The sequence below is a fragment of the Ruegeria sp. C8 genome, from assembly GCF_056537565.1.
In genome coordinates this window covers 23,286-42,468 of sequence record NZ_JBQFRV010000006.1, presented here as the reverse complement: position 1 = coordinate 42,468, position 19,183 = coordinate 23,286, and the positions used below count along the sequence as shown (strand labels likewise).

Genomic DNA, 19,183 nt, shown 5'->3' with positions numbered 1-19,183 from the left:
ATGAACCCGATCCTGCTCAACCGGCACGTGCAACAAAGCTTGCACGAACTGGTGCATTCCACGCTCAACACCTCCAGCAAGTCGTTCGAGGGGATCGTGGATCGGTTTCTCGACACGCCGGGCAATTTCATCAAGGGCCCGTGGATTTCGGTCGATATGCCTTTCCGTCAGATTGGCGGGGCCGCGGATGGGAAGTGGGATCAACCCTTTCCCGGGGTGCCGCTGAAATTTCCACCCTATCAGCACCAGATGGACGCCTTTGCGCGACTGAGCGGCGACAGGATGCGCTCGACGCTTGTGGCGACTGGCACGGGGTCTGGTAAGACGGAAAGCTACCTCTGGCCGATTTTGGAGCATTGCCGGCAGAACAAGGGCGAGCCTGGGATCAAGGCGATCCTGATCTACCCGATGAACGCTTTGGCAAGTGACCAGGCGCGGCGGATCGCGGCGGCGATCAACGATTTACCGGGATTGAATGGCGTTAGAGCAGGCATCTACGCCGATGCCGAACCAAAAAACCCTACGATGGATGTGACGCCGGACAGTGTAATCACCCATCGCGATACCATGCGAAAGAACCCGCCAGATATCCTGCTGACCAACTACAAAATGTTGGACTACTTGCTGCTGCGAGGGCGGGATAAACCGCTGTGGGATCAGAATGCGCCGGAAACTTTGAAGTTTCTTGTCGTAGACGAGATGCACACTTTCGACGGCGCACAAGGGGCCGACCTAGCGTTGTTGATACGGCGCCTGAAGAACCGCCTGAATACTCCGGACGGGCATCTGACTTGCGTTGGCTCATCCGCCACATTGGGCTCGGGCGAAGGAGCTAAAAAAGAGCTGCGCGAGTACGCGCAAACGATTTTTGGGGAGACGTTTGATGAAGATGCCGTAGTTACGGAAACGCGGCAGTCTGCTTCGGAAGTTTTTGATCACCCTGAATACACAGATCGACCTGATCCAGCTGATGTAAGGGCGGCGTTAACTTCTGCCGAAGATATGAGCCAGGCTGATGCGGCGAAACACCTGGCTCTGTGCCTCTTTCCAGACGTTTCTGATCCTGAATTGGAGGCGCTTTATTCTGGAGACCCATCATCGCCTGAATGGCGCTTATTACTGGGCAATCTGTTAAAGGAGCAACAGCTCGCACAACGTACGTTGATGATCATTGCTGAGCACACGGGGCCTGCATCGCTGGAAGATGTGGCCAACGGGTTGTCATCAGTCAAAGCTCTGAGAGGCTGGTCCGAAGGCGATTACCATGCTTTGGCAGAAATGATTGTTGCCTTGGTGGCATGGGCAAGATCAGAAGGCGGGAGACCCCTATTCAACGTTCGGCTCCAGGTTTGGATTCGTGAAATGGCGCGGATGGTTGCGAACCTGCCAAGGTTGCAAGCAGGGTTGAAGAAATCTCCAATTGATCTGATCCATGCCATCGACCTTGATTTGCAAGCTTTGCGCGGGACGCTGCCCGTCGTGAATTGCAACAGATGTGGAACAAGCGCGCATCTGGGACGTCAAAATGCAAACTCTACGTCGTGCTGGGCGCCTCTGGAGCAACTTTATGAAGAGTTCTTTTCCTACGACGATGGCGGTCGGTTGCGGCTCTTTTTTCATGAAGACCTAGATCGCAATCTTACTGCCACATCAACTGGTAACCGGATTGTTCCTGGTATGCTGGATTCTGAAAGCATGGAGTTTAGCCCCTCGAACCATGATGATTTAGAGGTTGGGCCAGCCTCGCCCGTTTGGATGTATGATCCAACAGATGACAGTGGGCGAATGGATGCGACATGCCCCGCCTGTGGCCAATCTCGTGGCCTACTGCTTTTTGGCATGCGGGCGGCACGGCTCACGACTGGCATTACTGGAACTATGTACTCCTCCGAGCAGAACGAGGAGAGTGCGGAGGCCAAGCCCCGATTTCTGGTCTTTTCAGACTCTGTTCAGGATGCGGCTCATCGCGCCTCTGTTGCAGAAACTCGCAATACGCTTTCTGTCTACCAAAAGTCATTGTTCCAGGCTTTGACCAAGGCCTCTGAGGGAAAACTGTCTCTGGATGACGTTATCCAGACTGTTCCACAGGAACACATGGCAAATCTCGGCGGAGACAAATTTACCGCCACGTTCATTCCCAAAGAACAAACCTGGCGCCACCCTTATGTGGATCTTGTTGAACACGGTGTATCCATCAACGACCCGGTGTTTCTGGATCATATGGCTATGAGGTTGGGCTGGGAGTATTTCGTTGATCTGAGTTACAGATCCCACTTCAACCACACATTGGAACTCAACGGCGCAGCAGCAGCGGATGTGCCAGCGGAACAGTTGCGAGACAGTGCTGACAAACTCGCTCGGCAGCTCAAAAATGCGTTCAGCGGCGCCCCTGATATTCCAGCCACGGAAATGATGCGGTTTCTAATGGGCCTTTTGCAACGTATGCGACGACAAGGATCTGTTGCCCACCCGTATGTTGAACTCGCAGCTGAAGCATCTAGCGGTTCCTTTGGGATGAACTGGTTTAGTGCAAGCAGCAGGCTTGGCCTTCGGCGCACAGGCACTCTTCCGATACCTAGCGCGGTTCGAGGCGCGGCACCAATTCCGATCACCTTGGGAAAAGCGTTGACAGGTGTTGAGAAAATCACTCGAAAGCATATCACGAACTGGTATCGGGACTGGCTATTTCGTTGCTTGTCGGAGGTAGATATTCGCATCGCAACAGACCCCGATGAGGTGTACAAACTCGCGCTTGACCGCCTGTGGTCTGACGGTCTCATCAAGAGGGTCGATGGTGCGGATGGTTCTAGGCATGTTTGGCTTGTTGATCCTAAGAACATCGCGGTGGCCTTGGCAACTTCTTCATTGACCTGTGATACTTGTGGCCGTCGCGAGTTAACGCTTTCAGAAAATCAGGAGCTTCTTGTCGGCTCGAACTGCCCCAAAATTGGTTGCAAGGGGCACCTCTATGCAGCCAACACACCGGATCGTCCTGCATTGAGGCGTTCATTGCATTCTGATCGAAATCACCGCGTCGTTGCCCGTGAGCATACCGGTCTCTTGGATGCGGACCAGAGGCATCTGGTCGAAACAGGCTATATCAATGAAGAGACGGCTTGGGCTCCAAATTTGATTTCTGCGACGCCTACCCTCGAAATGGGTATCGACATTGGGGATTTGTCCACTCTGCTGCTCGGTTCCGTGCCGCCTGAGGAAGCCAACTACGTACAACGCATGGGACGAAGTGGGCGAAGGGACGGCAACGCCCTGAACCTGGTTATGGCAAATGCAAGGCCCCATGACATTCAGTTCTGGGAAGACCCTACGCCCATGCTGGCAGGACAGGTCAGCCCGCCAGGAGTGTTTCTTGCGGCCGAGGAAGTGCTTCTTAGACAGGTGACGGCATTCACACTTGATGTCTATGTCCTCACGGTCGGCGGCACTGACGACTACGGCAAAGTGCGAGACGTCCTCAAATCCAGAAAAGGCGGAATGACAACCGGGTTTCCGATTGAATGGCTCGAGATGGTCAAAGCCAATGGAGCGGATCTCGCAGAGCGGTTCATCATGCGTCTGCCAGAAGACGTGCAAGCCAGAACTGATTTGTGCGACCGCGTTAAACATTTCCTGACAGCATCAGATGACCGTTCTCTTCCGTGGCGCATCATGTCTGTTTTTGACGGTGCCGAAGAGGAGCGCACCCGATTGGCCGAAAAACGAGACGAGGCGACCCAGGAACTTGCAAGACTGAAAAGGCGTGAAGCGGAGCTTACCAAAGAGGAGTTTGAACAGCGGAAAAGTGACATTGAGCGGGATCGAAGAGAGATCAACGCAATGATCCGCCAAGGAATCGAAGACGTTCAAGTGATCAAATACCTTACAGACAAAGGCGTTTTACCCAATTATGCATTCCCTGAAGAAGGTGTGAAACTCACATCGATATTGTTCCGTCAGGATAAGAATTCCGGGCAACCTGATGAGCCTCATCAACTCGAATACTCGCGCCCGGCCAGTTCAGCTCTGTCCGAGTTTGCGCCGGGTCAGTATTTTTATGCCAATGGCCGACAGGTTCGGATAGAGCGCATCGAGATCGGTAAGGAGGACTTGTCAGTTTGGACGTTCTGCCAATCCTGCTCATACGTTGCTCCGCGCCTTGAATCGGGAGGTGCAACAGCAAACTGCCCTAAATGCGGAGACAATATGTGGATCGACAGTGGATCCGAGCACAATGTTGTTAAACTGAAATCCGTTATTGCCGCGAGCAGCGAGGAAAAAGCCGCTATCCGGGACGGGGACCAGCGGGATCAGCAGCTCTTTGACCGGGAGTTGACACCTTTCCACGCGGAAGCCGACATATTGTCCTCCTGGTTCACAGACAAGGATGCCGGTGCACCTTTTGGGTTCGAATTCATACCAGATTGTACCTTCCGAGACTTCAATTATGGATCGAAGTCTTCTGCTCCGATTGGACCAACCATTGCTGGGTCAAAGCGTGAATCCCTACCGTTTCGGATTTGCAAACACTGTGGGACCATACAAAAACCGCCTCGCCAAGACGATGATCCCGGTGTGCATCCTCCCAGCTGCAAAGCTTTGCGAGACGGCATCGAACGCCCAGAATGGGAAACCGAGGTATTCCTGATGAGAAGCTTCGAGACCGAAGCGATGCGCATTATCATTCCAGTGGCCGGGGACGCTGATCACAATGACCTCAAGAGCTTTGTTGCAGCCATTAATCTTGGCATGCGGCGCCATTTTGCGGGCAAGGTGGATCACATCCGGTCGACGGTCTATGAAGCCCGGCTTGATAGCCAGGTTTCGGTTCGAAGTTTGTATCTTTATGACGCAGTTCCCGGGGGCTCCGGTTATCTTCGACAAATAGCTGAGCATCCCGACACCATGAAATCGATTGTTGTAAACGCAATCGAAGCTTTGAGGGAATGCCGTTGCAATCACGATGTGCCGGAGAAAGATGGGTGTTTCCGTTGTGTGAAACCCTATCGAAGTCAGTTTGGACGGGGCGAACCTAGTCGGGATCGCGCCCGGGCACTTATGGAGAGCACGCTAGGTAAATGGAATAGCCTGACCCAAACAGCGAGAAACATCGACGAATCCATCATGGGTGCATTGGTCGACAGCAAGTTGGAGGCACGCTTTCTCAACGCGCTTATGAAGGTCTACGGTGAATCCGCTTTGAAGCCTCAAGTTTTAGAAGGAGGGAGTCGAGGATATATTCTTCGGGCAGGAACTGCGGGTGACGCCAAACTTTGGACAATTGAACCTCAGGTTCAATTGGAGACCCGTTTTAAGGGGGTTCCCAAAAAGCGCGTCGATTTCCTGATGACTCCGGTAACAGATGCGGCCCGTCCGCCTGTTGTCATCGAAATGGACGGCTATGAGTATCACGCCGACACAATTGAACAGGATCTCTTGGACCGCATTGAGATGGTCCGTTCGGATGAGGTCAGGGTCTGGACACTTGGCTGGAAAGATCTCGATGAAACGGCAGATTTTCCGGTAAACCCCTTCGCAGAAAAAACCTATACTGCCCGCCAGGCCGGAACGCTGGGAAAGGTTCTCGCAATTCCTGGTTTTGATAGGCACAAAGAGCCCATCAAAGACTTGCAGTCCCTTTCCAGTTTTGAGGGGCTCGTGAACTTCATAAACTGTGGTGACGAAACTGATTTAAGCGCTTGGTCAGTACTCATGCGCTGCTTTGTGAAGTCGGAAAATCGCGTTTTTGATGATCTTCCAAATGTTGCCCAACTAAGCGACGCAAGCAGGGTTTTTCTGCAAGATGCGACCGCTGCCTCTCACTTTGGCAATCGGCAACTCGAATTGTTTGTGTCATGTAATGACCGGCCGCACCCAGAATGGAGCAACGAGTTTGGTGATCTGCGCTGCGTGTTGAAAGCCCATCTTCCAATCTCTTCCGGTTCAACCACTTCCAAACAAGTTTTGGAAGACATCTGGAGAGGGCTGTGGAGGGCTGTGAACCTCCTACAGTCTGTACCAGGCTTGCACGTCGACATTGCAGGTCTCGACACGCTTCTGCCGCCGAGTCTGACAACCGGCCCGGACTCTGGAGAGTCTGAAGATGAGGCATGGCTTGAAGCGCGCACCTTGTGTGATGAAGTCTTCCATCCTTTGATAGACGCGCTTATCGCGGCTGGAGTGACAGGCCCGGATAAGATCGGCGACGATCTCATGGTGTCTGGCCGGGTCGTCGGTGCAATGGAGTTCGGCTGGTCCAAGTATAACTTCTGCGTGTCAGAAGAAGCTCACGACAATACAGGGTGGACACTTCTGACCTTTATTCCAGAAAAAAGTCACGTAAGCGAAACCATCGCCGAAGTCCTGAAGGCGATTGAGGAGACAAGCAAATGAATCAGCCAATTGCGAAACGTGTCTCGTACGATATCGGATGCATGAAGAGCCTCAGGAAGCTTCCAGACAAAGTTTCGCTTAGATTTATGGATATGATGACCCGTTACATGTCGGCCCCCGAAAGCAACGGGTTGAACCTTGAGACGGTCGAAGGTTCAAAAGACAGTTCCATTAAGTCTTTGCGGGTGGACCAAGGCTACCGGGCGATAGCTTTTGAGCTGGGCCGTGACATCATGTTTGTGCATGTTGGCGAGCATGACAAGGCGTACCGATGGGCGACAGGGCGGCGGGTGAAGCTCGACCCCGGGACCAATCGTGTCCGTATAATCCAGGAAATTGACGCTGAAACGGAAAAGCAGACCACTGCTGCTCAACTTGGATTGTTTGATGATTTTGCGGATAAGAAACTTCGCGCTCTGGGCGTACCGGACGAAGAACTACCCGCCATTCGGCAAATTGCCTCGTTGGAAGAACTTGAGACGGACGAAGACAAATTTGATCCCCTCAGCTATCAGGTCCTTTACGCGCTAGCAGCGGGGTACTCCGAAGAAGAAGTCTACGCGATGACGGGCGTCGCCGAAAGTATTGAGGGCGAGGCTGAACAGGGTAGCGCGGACGTTTCGTTTGACAAGCTAATTGAGACCGATGAAAGCCGGCAGACCATTTTCATTCCTGAAAGTGAAGCGGAGCTGAGGCGCGTGTTCGAGGAAGGGCTGGAAGGCTGGCGTGTCTTCCTGCATCCCGAGCAGCGAAAGCTAGCCTATCGCGATTATAACGGCCCGGCCATGGTACGCGGAGGTGCTGGCACCGGCAAAACCGTTGTCGCAATGCATCGTGCGAAACATCTCGCGGATCAAATCGCGGCTGATCCCAGGCGGGTCGGAGAGAAGGTTCTATTCACAACCTTCACGACAAGCCTGGTGCAAGATATTCTCAACAATCTTCGCACACTCTGCCCTGAACATTTAGATTCAAAGCCGGCAAGGATTGAAGTGATTAACTTGGATCGTTGGGTGTCGCAGTTTCTGAGACGAAAAGACTTTGGCCGGCAAGTTGCGTATTTTGGCGAAGCGCGTAATCAACTCGAAGAGATCTGGGGGGAAGTGTTTGAAGCACATGATTTGCCAGAAAACCTGACGGAGGACTTTGCAAAAGCTGAATGGGTTCAGGTTGTTCAGGCGAAAGGACTGACAGACAAAAGGGCTTACCTGAAGGTTTCCAGGGCGGGGCGCGGCACGCCGCTTGATCGACGAAAAAGGGCTGCTTTGTGGGATATATTCTCGGATTTTAGAGCCCGCATGATTAGCGCGGGTTTGGCCGAACCAGATGATGCTTACCGCGAGGCGACCGCACTGTTGCTGTCTGAAGCGCCAAACCTGCCTTATGTCGCCGTAGTTGTGGATGAAGCACAGGATATGGGTGAACAGGCTTTCAAACTGATTAGAGCCATTGTCCCAGAAAAATCTACCGGCGATAGTAACACGATCTTTATCGTTGGAGATGCTCATCAACGAATTTACGCGCGTCGTGCCAGCATGTCTGCTTGCGGTATAAGCATTCGCGGCCGCTCACGCCGACTGCGACTAAATTATCGTACAACGCAGGAAATCCGAGCTTGGGCCGTATCAATTCTGGAAGGCGTGAGCGTCGATGACCTTGATGAAGGCACGGATACGCTTGACGGTTACGTAAGTCTTATGAAGGGGCCAAACCCGGAGCTTTCGTCCTATCCATCTGAAATTGAGGAGCTTCAAGGTCTGTCTGGATGGGTGGGAAAAGTGATCTCTGCTGGTACAGCTCCGGAAGAAATTGGTATTCTTTGCAGCAGAAGAAAGGATATTTCCCGGGTTGAAGATGCTCTTCACCGTGTAGAAATTCAGACATTCGAACTGAAGGCTGGCGAGCCAGACAGCCGTGAAAAGCCTGGTGTGCGGGTAACCACAATGCATCGAGCGAAAGGCTTGGAGTACTTTGCTGTCGCGATTCCTTTCCTTTCCGAAACTAATTTCCCCCCTCGAGCAGCAACAAGGGCAGCAGCGGATGACGCCGACCGAAGTGACATCCTCGATCAATATCGTTCACTACTGCACGTGGCCGCGACGCGAGCCAAGCGAGAGTTAATGCTTTCTTGGTCTGGTCAACCTTCAATCCTAGCGGCCCCGGGGGCTACCAACGACGACTGACGTTGGAGACAAACGCCCTCCCATCAAACATTTTGTTTGGAAGACACTAGCTCGGCTAAGAAACAAGTAGAAGAAAAAGAATGCAAAAATATTCAGTAAATCAACATCTTATCGAAACACTGCTTGCATGGGTAAAGTCGGGCGAAATTGCTATCCCCGAAATTCAGCGCCCATTTGTATGGGAAGCGACAAAAGTTCGGGATTTGCTCGATAGCCTCTACAAGGGCTATCCTGTCGGCTACATCATCGTTTGGAAAAATCCTGATGTTCGCCTCAAGGATGGGTCCACCTCAGCCGGCAAGAAAGTACTGATCGACGGACAACAGCGCGTTACTGCGCTCACGGCATCTTTGCTCGGCCAAAAAGTGGTCAACAAAGAATACAAGCCAGTCAACATCGTGATCGCGTTCAATCCAAAAAAGGAAGCATTCGAGGTCAGCAACCCCGCAATCCGTAAGGACAAGGCTTGGATACCTGATATTGCTCCCTTGATGCACGGCGAGACCAGCTTGCTGAAACTGATCCGGCAATACGTCGCTGACAATCCAGAAATGGACGAGGATGATCTTGAGCGAATTCTGACCCGTCTGACTGGAATTTCAAAAAAGCAGATCGGTATGATCGAGCTGGACGCAGAATTGGATATCGAAACGGTTACGGAAATATTCATTCGAATTAACCGGGAGGGTGTGACACTCAGCCAGGCTGACTTTGCGATGTCAAAGATAGCGGCAAACGAAAACTTTGGTGGAAACCAGATGCGCAAAGCTATCGACTACTTTTGTCATCTAGCTGTAGCGCCAGAGTTCTACGGCCATATTGAAGGCAACGACAAGGATTTCTCCGAAACCGATTACTTTTCGTCTATGCGCTGGCTGCGAAACGAGAATGAAGATCTCTACGACCCGTCGTATAACGACATGCTTCGCGTCGCGTATACGTCCCAGTTTTCCAGAGGCAAACTGGCGGACTTGGTAGGGCTGCTTTCGGGTCGAAACTTCGAAACCCGAAAGTTTGAGAACGAAATAGCAGAGAAGGCGTTTTCCGATCTTCACGACGGTCTGCTGGACTTCATGAATGAAACGAACTTCAAGAGATTTCTCATGATCCTAAAGTCTGCGGGCTTCGTCGACAGCAGTCTCATCAGCGGGCAAGCACCGTTGAACTTTGCCTACATCTTGTTCCTGAGGCTTCGCAAAGACGGCACAGCGCCCGAGTTAATTGAGCGTTTCGTGCGAAAGTGGTTCGCTCTTTCATTGTTGACAGTACGGTACTCAGGATCGATGGAGACGCGCTTCGATCAGGACATTCGGCAGATTTCCGAAATAGGGATGGGACCTTACCTGGACAGCATTGAAAAGGCGGAGCTCTCAGAAGCTTTTTGGGATGTTGGGTTGGTGCAGGCACTGACTACCTCTAACAGCAAACATCCAGCCTTCAAGACTTTTCTAGCGGCCCAGGTCAAGTCAAGCGCCAGAGGTTTCTTATCCAAGGAGATCACTGTCCGCAGCATGCTGGAACACCGAGGCGATGTTCATCACATCTTCCCGAAGGACCACCTCAAAAAGTCGCTTGGACTTTCTCAGGCCCAGTACAATCAAGTGGCCAATTTGGTCTACACCCAACAAGAGATAAACATTGCAGTAGGCAACGCTTCCCCATCAGAGTATTTCTTGGACCTTCGAGAACAGTGCACGACGGGGAACGCGAAGTACGGCGGTATCGTAGATTATGCTGATCTTGAAGAAAACTGTATTGAAAATGCGGTTCCGCAGGAACTGTTGACTGGCCAACTAACTGACTATCAAGAGTTTTTGAGAATGCGCCGGCAGCGCATGGCATCGGTTCTGAAAGGCTACTATTCTTCGCTTTAGCGAAGAATAGTAGCCTCATCCGTTTCCAGTTCAGTCAGGGACGGGCACTGACTGCCGGGTTGAGCCCGATCAGTAAACTATTTGCACCACCTTTCCATACGATTACGCTGATCTGCTACGATCTCTTCCGGCACTCCATGCACATTCGGAAAGTTTCCTTCCAAAGTGATAACGGTGACGTGTGGCGTTAAACTGAAGTAAGCGTCAACCTCCCAAAGCCTAGTGAACGTATTAGCCACAGCAACATTGTCGCCGAGCTCAAGTGCCTCGCGAGTTAGCCTTCGGCATTCTGAGTGACAGAAGTGCAACCGTTCGCGGCTGAATGAGTAGTTTCCATACTCGTCAAACATGAACTGATCCGCTTCGAATACATGGTCCACGACGCCTGCTTTCAACAGAGTATTTGCAAAGGTTGATTTGCCGGCCCCCGCCGGCCCCCTAAGTAGAAAGAGCAAAAATGCCTCCTGAGTTTTGTTGTAGAGAAAAAGCAACTGCGCACTTTTTGCGGCTAAGGCTTCCAAAGTTCCAACTGAACAATTTGACAGGCCTTTGAAGGAGTCTTGTAAGCTGACGTAGTCATTCTGATTGGGCCTCCATTTGGTCTAGCCACCGACGGAAGACCGCCTCAGCTTCTTCCAAAAGGTGAGGAGCAGGACCAGAAAAGTCGACCAATTCATCGAAGCCCCAGCAGGCGATTTGTTGAATTTCATTGTCAAAGTAGACACCGCCTTCTCCGACTTTCTCAGGGTACGGGATTGACCGCGCGACCACGTAGAGCTCTTTTTGGTCTTTTCGGAATATTTCCCCCAGGATCTTGAATTCCCAATATGAACTTACAGTTCCATTTTCCTCGGTTTTGTTTTTGTGGTCTTTCATATTCACACCTTACGATTTGCATGACTCCAAAGGCCCCCGCTCACTTGCAGATACAGCGGGAGCGTGTGATGAGCTGATGTTCATCACCGTTCATTTGTTTTTCTTGTTTGGAAGCTAGTTAGTCGCTCTGTTAGAGCGCGAGATCCGAGCCACCACGCCGCCTGCCAACTTCGATCTGGTCGCCATCATATAGTTCTGCGATGTGTCTCAAAGTAAGACCGCTGATCATAACTTGATTTCATTGATTTGACCTCGGCAGACATTGACACAGTGTTCAACTAGGCAGCTTCATCGCTGTGGACAGAAATTGAAGCCATTGCTGCGCAAACGATGTTGTCACGGGCAGCCTTTGAAACGGTCAGCTTCGAGTGCGCTTTTTGATTGCACCAAGAATTGTCTCGATGTGCCCCTACCAACCGCCAACCATCTGCCACACGAAGCATCTGTACGAACGTCGTGATTTGAGGGCCTGCCTTTCGAGCGTATGTGGAATTAGCTTCTTTGCCGGCTGGGCGGAACTCAAATTGAGAGCCGACTCGATTTTTAGCCGTTACGCCCTTCTCTGAAAGTTTTTGCTCTGCTTCCACAGCCAACGCAATGACATCTGGAGCACTCAGCACGTGGGTGTGCGCCTTTCCGTTTACGTTGTCCAAATGCTCATTCAAGGCATCGATGACTGAGGCTTCAAGTGTCAGTTTTTCCTTCTCCAAGCTTTTCTGCTCTGCCAAGATGTCTGCCAACTCAACTTCACATTGGCACACCCGAGCGCGCAGTTTTTTGGCGTATTCAGTCTGGTCGCGTTCGACTTCGGCAAGTTGCCTACTTAAGCTGTCGAACAACCTTTGGCTGTCGGAAAGTCTGTATTGTAGACGTGTCAGCTCTTGCTCAACCTTCCTTACTTTGCGTTCGAGTTTTGCGCTCGTAACGATGATCTTTTTTGCCATTCTAGCCCTTTCCTGTCTGAAGCACTGGGTATGGTCAAAGAGTTAAGCGGCCTTCCAATACACTTTCAACCCCTCTACCAGCGCGAACTGGTGTCAGAAAAATCTTTGTAATTTAATTACTTATCGGAAAAGTTGTGAATGACGACAGCCTATCCTTGCGTCCCAAGAATAGGCAAGAATAGCTATCTTTGGCTGAACCTGAACTTTTAGATCATGCGGCGTCGAAATCCTGGTTCGACAAGGATAAAAAAAATTTCAACTTTTTTTGGCGAAATATTGTTGCTCTCTCGTTTAAGTAACAGATCTCGCACCCAGCGCAGATATCCAAGATAACCACGCCGTCGGAAGATCAAGTTCTCAAAATGATGACCACCAGGAATCCCAGCTGGTTATTTGAACAAAAAGGACTGTCAGTGTTGGGTAAAACTCGAGTCCAACCGAATCCTGTTGCAATCATCGGTATCAACAAGTGGTTTCGCTCACCGCATCGCCATTGGCTTTATTCTGAACTACACAAATCTTTAGATGAAATTAAATGGTACGGAGATGGTAAATCGTGGTAACCGGACGTGAATCAGGTGTCAGGCGACTCTAAAAAAGATAACGTTATTAATGGCTTAAATGGTGCCCGGGGGCGGAATCGAACCACCGACACGAGGATTTTCAATCCACTGCTCTACCCCTGAGCTACCCGGGCACGGGAATGGCAATAGCCATTAGGTGGAGGCCTTCTATGACTTGCACCAAGCAGTGTCCAGAGGCTTTTTGACATTTTTTCAGTGTGGACGGCGCGGGATGTCTTCGGGTTCGGAAATCGCGTCCTCGGTATCCTCTTCGCGTTGCGAGGGCACGGCGTAGGATCCGTTCAGCCACTTTGCCAAGTCCAGGTCCGCACAGCGTTTCGAGCAGAACGGGCGGTATTTGGAAACCGTCTTTTCCTGACAGATCGGGCAGGTCATCCAAGCACCTCGCTCAGAGGGATACGCCCGCGTTTGCGTTGCAGCTCGAAATGGCCCAGCGGCGTCCAACCTGCGAGCGTTGTTTCGATCCCGTCCGCCTTGAACGCGGCACGTAGGGCTTGCTCCAGACCACGACGGTCTTTCTTGGGCATCGGAGCCATGTCGATCGTGATTTGACCGCCCAGACCGCGCACCCTCAGGGCGCGTGGAAGGGTCTTGGCGCAGGCGAAATTGGCTTTTGTACCGGCTGCGAGCGAAGTGTCGGAGCCCGTGTTCACATCCACCGCAATAAGCGCGCGGGTGGGTTCGATGTATAGATGCCCTCCGCCCGGCAGGGGCTCGGCAATGCCGCGGGCAATGTCCAGCGCGTCCAGAACGCCGTGATGTTCGAAACCACCGGCCTCGGTCACGACATCTGCCGGGTCGGTCCAATCCCGCCAGGCCAGGATATGAGGGCCGTCACCTTCGGCCAGGGTTTCAGGCTCGGTGCCCGGATCGTTCAGGACCTGTTCGGCCTGCGTCAGCATGGCGCCGATGTCTTCGGCGATGTCATCTGCATCCGCACCAACGCAGCATGACCGCAGAATCAGACCGTAGATGCTGTCGCCCATGACCTCGTGGGCGATTTCCAGCAGGTGGTCGCGCTCATCCTCATCCTTGATGCTGCGCGAGATGTTCAGACCCGGAGCCTCGGGTGTGACAATCGCATAGCGGCTTTTGAACAGAACGCGGTCGGTGACCGGAACGGCTTTGCCGGGTTCGGCAAAACCTGTCACCTGCACCGGAAGTAGCGCTCCGGGTGCGAGACCCTTGACCTGGCGCAGAAAGGCTGGCCCGTCCGGGGTTGTAAGGAACATGCCGCCTTGGCCTTTGACCGGGCGATCCGCGCGGGCGCGGTAGATTGTGCCGGGGGGCGGCGCGTCTCCGGCGATCAGAAAATCGTCGAGCTTGCCGTCGACCATCAGCGCGGCTGCTTCGCGGTCTTCAATATGGTCCAGAACGATTGTGCGGCCTTTCATGGCGCCTCTCTGTACAATGGGTAGCCGATTGCCTGCAAAAGTGCGGCGGTCTCGGACAGGGGCAGGCCCACGATGCCGGTGAACGATCCGGAAATCCAGGGAATGAACGCCCCGGCCGGGCCTTGGATGGCATAACCACCCGCCTTGCCTTGCCAGTCATCTGTTGCAAGATAGGCGTTCACCTCGACATCCGACAAGCGTTTCATCTTGACTTGAGAGACCACGTCACGCTGAAACACCCGACCTCCGCAGCGCACCGCGACCGAGGTCACGACCCGGTGCCGACGCCCGGACAGAGCATGCAGAAACTCGGCCGCTTCGCCTGCGTTTTCGGGTTTGCCCAGAATGCGACGCCCCAGCGCCACCGTGGTATCTGCGCACAAGACAATATCTGCACGATCCGCCTGAACTGCCTGCGCTTTTTCGCGCGCAATACGGCTGCAATAGGGAACCGGAAGTTCGCCCTTCAAAGGCGTTTCGTCAATGTCAGGAGGGCGCACGGCATCGGGCTGCACGCCAAGCTGCGCCAGCAGGTCCAGCCGCCTTGGGCTGCCCGATCCGAGGATAAACGCCATGAGGTAAGGCGTTACTTGAAGCGGTAGTTGATCCGACCCTTGGTCAGATCGTAAGGGGTCATCTCGACCTGAACTTTGTCGCCGGCCAGAACACGGATGCGGTTTTTGCGCATCTTGCCTGCCGTATGTGCGATGATCTCATGGCCGTTTTCCAGCTCGACCCGAAACGTCGCATTAGGCAGGAGTTCCTTCACGACACCGGGAAATTCGAGCGTATCTTCCTTGGCCATGTTGTCTCCATCATTACGTTGCACTCGCAGAATCTGCGAGGATGTGCGCTTAAATGAGCCTATTTTTCCCTTATTTCAAGGGCGGAATCATTAAAGCGCGGAGAATGTGACAGATTCGACTCGGGGGGATTGCTCGTCCCAGTGAGTTCGATTCAGGACATGCCCGTCGGCGCGGACATCGGCAATGGCGCTCAGGTCGATATCGGCATAGGTCCAGCCCGGTTGGTTCAGCGTCCCTTCGGCCAGAACGCCGGTTTGCGGAAAGCCCTTGTCAGGTGGGCCAAAAATGCCGCCCGTCCCGGTGTTCATATCCACGGCCTCGGACCAGTCATTGTTCCCCACCAGCGATGCCATGACCGTAACACATTGATTTTCCAAGGCACGCGACATCGCCCCAATGCGCACGCGCCAATATCCGGCGAGCGCTTCGGTGCATGAGGGGACAAGGATCAGATCCGCTTCGCTCAGGGCATGGCCCAGCAGAGGGAACTCGCTGTCATAGCAAATCAGCACGCCGATCTTGCCCAATGCCGTGTCGAACAGTTTGAGAGGGCCGCCGGGGGCGATATCCCATTGCTCGCGCTCGAACCGGGTCATGATCTGCTTGTCCTGATGATCCTGACGACCATCCGGCGCATAAAGTTCCGCCCGGTTCACCGGACGCCCAGAACCTGTAACAACCGGAGCCGAGGCCGCGAGGATGTATGTCTTGTATTCCTTCGCCACGCGCCGGTGCAGGTTTTGCACATCCTCCATCCGGTCCGAGACCGCCTGAATCGACCGCTCCAGATCGCCTGCCACGTCGACCCCATCCAGTGTCGACAGCTCCATTGCGCCGTATTCGGGAAAGACCAGAAACTCGGCTCCGTTCCCAGCGGCCTGCGCTACCCATGCGTTCAGCTTGTCCTCATACTGCGCCCAACTGTCGAGCCAATCGAGGTCATAGGCGGCGGTGGCGACTCTCATCGATCTGTCCTTCGATACTGATTTGTCGGGACACTAAGTGACGATGGCTGGGCGTGTACAGGCCCAACCTTTCGGTCTGATGAAACGACGACAAAGTGAATTGGAGGTCTCAGGCCCATGTGGTTTAATCGAACCCGGAGGACACCATGCAAAAACCGGAAAGCTTCGAGAAGTTCTATTTCGCCAAGGTCGGCATGGGCGAGGCCTGCGGCTGCGCTGAACGTGTCATTGACGTGTATGAGTTCAACCGCAAAGGCGGCGCCCAGAGCAAAGACAGTGTGGTCCCGAAAAAGCGCAAAACCGGGTCTCTCCGCGGCTGGGCCGTCAAATACGGTTTGATCAGTCGAAGGCGTCAAGGTTGAGAAGTAGAGATTTCTGAAGGCCTTGATTGGCATCACAACAACGGTGTTGCGTGCGCCTTTAGAGAATGGCAACCATCGCGCATGGTTCGAATTGCATTTCACATTCTCATCGTTTTGGTTTTAACGCTTCTGACACAAATTGGCGGCATCGCTTGGGTGATTTCACGTTTCTTCAAACGGCATCTATTGGCATTTCTAGCCACCTACGCAGCTCTTTCTTTGGCAAGCATCTGGATCGCGCCGCATTTCGGGCGCGTGGCGCTGAGTTGTTCGAAAGAGGGTCCTTTAGAAGTACAAAGTTGGATGTACTGTGCGTTGAACAGAAACTACGTCTCTCCAGAGATGTATGACGTCCTGACCAGCACTGCGGAGGAAATGGACAAAAGGCATCCGGGCACAGTTACCGTTGTGCTTGACGCCAACTTTCCCTTCTTAGATGGATTTCCGCTGCTGCCTCATCTGTCGCATGATGACGGGGAAAAGGCAGACCTTGCATTCTACTACGCGGGCGAAACGGGCTATTTGAAAGGCGCGACGCGTTCACCGATCGGCTATTTCGCGTTCGAACAGGGGCCAAAAGAGTGTTCAAAGACGTGGCCCACACTCAGATGGGATTTCGATGCGCTGCAACCCCTCTGGCACGACTACGGCATCGATGAAGACCGCAACCGATCCGTGCTAGAGGTTCTGGTCGAAGATGACCGTGTCGGGAAAGTCTTTGTCGAGCCCCACCTTGTGGATCGCTTGGGCGCTTCGCATCCGAAAATCAGGTTCCAAGGGTGTCGCGCGGCGCGCCATGATGATCATATCCACTTTCAGTTGTAGGCCGGATTCCATCTCTGTGTCGATGCTCACAAATCCCGGATCCAAAACTGCAATGGCTTGAGCGTCTCGCCTTCGTCCCCGACATCTTTCCACGAGAATTGAGCGATCGCGCCAGGCAATGGTTCGTAGCCGCGGGATTTCCAGAACGTATCAAGCGGGCGATAGGTTGCAGGCCGCATGGGGTGATCTTCCGGGCGTTGGACGCTGCAGAAGGCACATTTGGTGAAACCCTGCGCGCGGGCGTGGGCCTCGCGCTGGTCGAAGAATTTGTGGCCGACGCCTTGGCCTCGGTAGTCGGACAGAAGAACGGATTCGGCACAGTAGAAGATCTGTGACAAGTCCAGACCCGTATCTTGAAACGCGGCGGCGAAATCGTCGGCGTGGTCGGTCAAAGGCGCGCCCGTCGAGGCTCCGATCAGGCGGTCATTGTCGAAGGTGCCGACAACGATGGCCTTGTCGCTATCGCGATAGGATTGCAGATAGCTGCGCTCGTATTCCAGATCGCCATCATAGAGGTAAGGCCAGGCCCGAAACACCTCGATCCGCAGGCGCGCGACGTCGTCCAGACTGGCCTCGAGCGCCGCTCCGGTCAGGGGCCGGACGGATGTAACCTCAGCCATTCGAGACCTGTTTGGTCCAGTCCGCAAGGTTGTAGAAGGTGGTAACGCGAGTGATCTTGCCGTCTTTTAGGTCAAAGAACGAGCCCGCGGGCAGGCGATAGCCCTGGCCATGCGCCTCGGGCAGGCCCTCGTCGGTTTCCAGATAGGTGCCGTTGACTATGAACTCTGCCGCGGCGCGGGTGCCGCCTTCGGCATCGAACACAACGATATCGGTCAGGTTCTCTTTGTAGCAGTGGTTCATATGGGCGCAGAAAGCTGCGAATTTCTCTTTGCCGACGCGGATCTTGCCTTCGTTCACATGGTGGGCCACGTCATCGGACAGACAGGCCAGCATGCCATCGACATCACCGGCGTTGAAGGCGTCGAAATAGGTCTTCACGGTCTGGTTCATGGGTCACTCCGTTGGTTCGCCCCAGCGGTCTTTCAGATGCTTGATGATCTGATCGCGGGTCTGTCGGTAGTGATGTAGCTTTGATTCCCGTGTCTCGCCCATCCCGGTAGGGTCCATTATTGGCCAATAATCGACATCGAGGTGGAAAATCCGGGTCAGCTCCAGCGCTTTGCGCTGACTGGCCGGGGACAAAGCGACGATCAGATCGAACGAGCTGAGGTCGTCGCCCCATTCCTGCATCTCGTCAAAGGATCGGGTGCGGTGGCGGGACAGTTCAACGCCCATTTCCTGACAGACGGCGATACAGAAGCCGTCGATGTCCAGATCGTTACGTACGCCAGCGGATTGCACATAGGTGCCGGTGCCGTAGAACTTTTTCATGATGCCTTCGGCCATCGGAGACCGAACCGAGTTGTGGTCGCAACAGAACAGAATGGACTGCGGCAGAGGCGTCACCCGTTAGCCTCCGAAATGTAGCACGCAGATCAGCGTGAACAGGCGTCGGGCGGTATCGGTGTCTACGTCGGCCTTGCCTTCCAGCCGTTCCTGCAAAACCCGGCTGCCTTCGTTGTGAATGCCGCGCCGGGCCATGTCGATGGTTTCGATCTGGCTGGGCGGCAGAGATTTGACCGCGTCGAAATAGCTTTGGCAGATCTGGAAATAGTCTTTCACCACCTGCCGGAACGGCCCGAGGGACAGGTGGAATTCGGCCGCTTTCTGGCTGTCTTCGGTGCTGATATCAAACACCAGTCGTTTGTCGCGGATCGAAAGCTGCAGGTGATAGGGGCCGTCGGGAATGGCACGATCTTCCCGCTGAGGCAGGTCAAAGCTGTTCTCCTCAAGCAGATCATAAATGGCGACCTTGCGCTCCTGCTCGATCTCGGGGGTCGGCGGGGGCAGGTTCCGGTCATCCAGTTCGATATGCGAGATATGGGTCATTTTAACGGTCACAATCCTTCACGTCTGCTCAGA

General features: G+C 53.6%; 17 protein-coding genes and 1 tRNA gene. 5 read left to right on the top strand and 13 right to left on the bottom strand.

The annotated features are described in order from the left end of the window. The 3 genes from ACR0KL_RS09745 (at position 1) to ACR0KL_RS09735 (ending at position 10,444) form a co-directional block, all read left to right on the top strand. A complete protein-coding gene (locus ACR0KL_RS09745) occupies positions 1-6,387 on the top strand; it encodes a DEAD/DEAH box helicase (RefSeq protein WP_480776938.1) in 6,387 nt (2,128 codons plus the stop codon). Next, complete coding sequence (locus ACR0KL_RS09740) at positions 6,384-8,570, top strand: UvrD-helicase domain-containing protein (RefSeq protein ID WP_480776937.1); 2,187 nt, start codon at positions 6,384-6,386, stop codon at positions 8,568-8,570. Before ACR0KL_RS09745 ends, ACR0KL_RS09740 begins: the two co-directional genes overlap by 4 nt. Before the next feature lie 80 nt (positions 8,571-8,650). Next, complete coding sequence (locus ACR0KL_RS09735) at positions 8,651-10,444, top strand: GmrSD restriction endonuclease domain-containing protein (RefSeq protein WP_480776936.1); 1,794 nt, start codon at positions 8,651-8,653, stop codon at positions 10,442-10,444. 77 nt (positions 10,445-10,521) lie between these two features. Here the strand turns inward: ACR0KL_RS09735 and ACR0KL_RS09730 are convergent, their stop codons facing one another. The 9 genes from ACR0KL_RS09730 to ACR0KL_RS09690 all read right to left on the bottom strand — a co-directional run bounded on the left by ACR0KL_RS09730 (position 10,522) and on the right by ACR0KL_RS09690 (position 16,013). Beyond that, positions 10,522-10,965, bottom strand: a complete 444-nt coding sequence (locus ACR0KL_RS09730) for an AAA family ATPase (RefSeq protein WP_480776935.1) — start codon at positions 10,963-10,965, stop codon at positions 10,522-10,524. A 55-nt stretch (positions 10,966-11,020) separates the two neighbouring features. Then, positions 11,021-11,320: a hypothetical protein gene (locus ACR0KL_RS09725; RefSeq protein WP_480776934.1), complete on the bottom strand. Its 300-nt coding sequence runs from the start codon at positions 11,318-11,320 to the stop codon at positions 11,021-11,023. A gap of 278 nt (positions 11,321-11,598) precedes the next feature. Continuing rightward, positions 11,599-12,264, bottom strand: a complete 666-nt coding sequence (locus ACR0KL_RS09720; RefSeq protein ID WP_480776933.1) for a hypothetical protein — start codon at positions 12,262-12,264, stop codon at positions 11,599-11,601. Positions 12,265-12,886: 622 nt separating this feature from the next. Continuing rightward, positions 12,887-12,961: transfer RNA gene (locus tag ACR0KL_RS09715), tRNA-Phe, on the bottom strand. Positions 12,962-13,040: 79 nt separating this feature from the next. Further along, positions 13,041-13,223 (bottom strand): DNA gyrase inhibitor YacG, encoded by a 183-nt coding sequence (locus ACR0KL_RS09710; RefSeq protein ID WP_170641041.1) that lies wholly within the window; start codon positions 13,221-13,223, stop codon positions 13,041-13,043. Next, positions 13,220-14,242 carry a ribonuclease E/G gene (locus ACR0KL_RS09705; protein WP_170680808.1) on the bottom strand — a complete coding sequence of 341 codons (1,023 nt, stop codon included), beginning with the start codon at positions 14,240-14,242 and terminating at the stop codon, positions 13,220-13,222. Before ACR0KL_RS09705 ends, ACR0KL_RS09710 begins: the two co-directional genes overlap by 4 nt. Then, positions 14,239-14,817 (bottom strand): Maf family protein, encoded by a 579-nt coding sequence (locus ACR0KL_RS09700; RefSeq protein ID WP_170680810.1) that lies wholly within the window; start codon positions 14,815-14,817, stop codon positions 14,239-14,241. Before ACR0KL_RS09700 ends, ACR0KL_RS09705 begins: the two co-directional genes overlap by 4 nt. An 11-nt stretch (positions 14,818-14,828) precedes the next feature. Further along, on the bottom strand, positions 14,829-15,047 hold the full coding sequence (infA, locus tag ACR0KL_RS09695; protein WP_005978431.1) for a translation initiation factor IF-1: 219 nt from the start codon (positions 15,045-15,047) through the stop codon (positions 14,829-14,831). Positions 15,048-15,137: 90 nt separating this feature from the next. Then, on the bottom strand, positions 15,138-16,013 hold the full coding sequence (locus tag ACR0KL_RS09690) for a carbon-nitrogen hydrolase family protein (protein ID WP_170680812.1): 876 nt from the start codon (positions 16,011-16,013) through the stop codon (positions 15,138-15,140). A 146-nt stretch (positions 16,014-16,159) separates the two neighbouring features. Between ACR0KL_RS09690 and ACR0KL_RS09685 the strand changes: the two genes are divergently transcribed. Both ACR0KL_RS09685 and ACR0KL_RS09680 read left to right on the top strand, forming a co-directional pair. Then, the gene (locus ACR0KL_RS09685; protein ID WP_170641047.1) at positions 16,160-16,375 is read left to right on the top strand and encodes a hypothetical protein; all 216 of its coding nucleotides are present in this window, start codon (positions 16,160-16,162) and stop codon (positions 16,373-16,375) included. Positions 16,376-16,690: 315 nt separating this feature from the next. Then, positions 16,691-17,200, top strand: coding sequence for a hypothetical protein (locus ACR0KL_RS09680; protein ID WP_480555385.1), 510 nt, complete (start codon positions 16,691-16,693; stop codon positions 17,198-17,200). A gap of 26 nt (positions 17,201-17,226) precedes the next feature. On the opposite strand, the gene ACR0KL_RS09675 is transcribed toward ACR0KL_RS09680, so the two are convergent. From ACR0KL_RS09675 to ACR0KL_RS09660, 4 genes are read right to left on the bottom strand one after another with little or no spacing between them, the layout of a single operon-like run. After that, positions 17,227-17,820: a GNAT family N-acetyltransferase gene (locus tag ACR0KL_RS09675; RefSeq protein ID WP_170680816.1), complete on the bottom strand. Its 594-nt coding sequence runs from the start codon at positions 17,818-17,820 to the stop codon at positions 17,227-17,229. Then, positions 17,813-18,211 (bottom strand): ketosteroid isomerase-related protein, encoded by a 399-nt coding sequence (locus ACR0KL_RS09670; protein WP_170680818.1) that lies wholly within the window; start codon positions 18,209-18,211, stop codon positions 17,813-17,815. The genes ACR0KL_RS09675 and ACR0KL_RS09670 overlap by 8 nt, the downstream gene beginning before the upstream one ends. A 3-nt stretch (positions 18,212-18,214) precedes the next feature. Then, the gene (locus ACR0KL_RS09665; protein ID WP_170462968.1) at positions 18,215-18,667 is read right to left on the bottom strand and encodes an arsenate-mycothiol transferase ArsC; all 453 of its coding nucleotides are present in this window, start codon (positions 18,665-18,667) and stop codon (positions 18,215-18,217) included. A gap of 3 nt (positions 18,668-18,670) precedes the next feature. Next, entirely contained in the window at positions 18,671-19,150 is a 480-nt protein-coding gene (locus ACR0KL_RS09660; protein WP_170680820.1) for a UPF0262 family protein, read from the bottom strand. Positions 19,151-19,183: the final 33 nt, after the last annotated feature.